Here is a 1,617-nt window from a genome sequence, read left to right as displayed (position 1 = left end):
TATTCATCTAAGAAATACGTAAAGACTTTATCCCAATATTCTTTTTCAAAATTAACAGCGTAATATGGAATGCCAATTTGATTACACACTTCAATAACATCGTTGTAATCTTCAGTTGCAGTACATACGCCATTTTCGTCAGTGTCATCCCAGTTTTTCATAAATATGCCAATGACATCATAACCTTGTTCTTTTAAGACGTGGGCTGTTACAGAACTATCTACACCGCCTGACATACCAACGACAACACGTATATCTTTATTTGACAATTATGACTCCTCCTTAAATTTAAAATATATTTTATGAATTTCAGCTACAATTGCATTAATTTCATTTTCAGTAGTCAATTCGTTAAAACTAAATCGAATCGAATGATTTGATCGCTCCTCATCTTCGAACATTGCATCTAAAACATGCGACGGTTGTGTAGAGCCTGCTGTACATGCAGATCCAGACGACACATAGATTTGTGCCATATCCAACAATGTTAACATCATTTCAACTTCAACAAACGGAAAATATAGATTTACAATATGGCCTGTAGCATCCGTCATTGAACCATTTAATTCAAATGGAATCGCTCTTTCTTGTAATTTAACTAAAAATTGTTCTTTTAAATTCATTAAATGAATATTGTTATCGTCTCGATTCTTTTCTGCTAATTGTAATGCTTTAGCCATCCCGACAATTTGTGCAAGATTTTCAGTACCTGCACGGCGTTTCAATTCTTGTTCACCGCCAAGTTGAGGATAATCTAATGTGACATGGTCTTTAACTAATAATGCACCGACACCTTTTGGTCCTCCAAACTTATGAGCAGTAATACTCATTGCGTCGATCTCAAATTCGTCAAACTTAACATCAAGATGTCCAATTGCTTGAACCGCATCAACATGGAAATATGCATTTGTCTCAGCAATAATATCTTGAATATCATAAATTTGTTGCACTGTGCCAACTTCATTATTTACAAACATAATAGATACTAAAATCGTCTTATCTGTAATTGTTTCTTCAAGTTGATCTAAATCAATAGCACCTGTATCATCAACATCTAGATATGTTACATCAAAACCTTCTCGCTCTAATTGTTCAAAAACATGTAACACAGAATGATGTTCAATCTTCGATGTGATAATGTGATTACCCAATTGTTCATTTGCTTTTACTATGCCTTTAATTGCCGTATTATTCGATTCTGTTGCACCACTCGTAAATATAATTTCATGTGTATCTGCACCAAGTAATTGTGCAATTTGACGTCTTGACTCATCTAAATATTTACGCGCATCTCTTCCCTTAGCATGTATTGATGATGGATTACCATAATGCGAATTGTAAATCATCATCATCGCATCTACTACTTCAGGTTTTACTGGTGTGGTCGCAGCATAATCTGCATAAATTTCCATGTTTGGACACTCCTCACAATTTTATCAATGTTCCAATAATAGCACCTTACATACTATTTTTCTACTTTTCTGTTTAACTTTATTTATAATGTTTTTAATTATATTTTACCATTTTCTACACATGCTTTTCGATAGGCTTTTTTAAGTTTATCGCTTTATTCTTGTCTTTTTTATAAATTTTAGTATTTGCAGATATTTTTTCATT

At 33.0% G+C, this 1,617-nt stretch carries 1 protein-coding gene and 1 pseudogene; both read right to left on the bottom strand.

The features are described from left to right. Positions 1–269, bottom strand: a pseudogene (locus IDG60_RS13370) (tRNA 2-thiouridine(34) synthase MnmA); the annotation flags it as partial. Then, complete coding sequence (locus IDG60_RS13365; RefSeq protein WP_000409157.1) at positions 270–1,412, bottom strand: cysteine desulfurase family protein; 1,143 nt, start codon at positions 1,410–1,412, stop codon at positions 270–272. It lies immediately after the preceding pseudogene. Positions 1,413–1,617 lie beyond the last annotated feature (205 nt).

This window comes from Staphylococcus sp. EG-SA-2, assembly GCF_017152085.1.
This window is presented reverse-complemented; position numbering and strand designations above follow the sequence as displayed.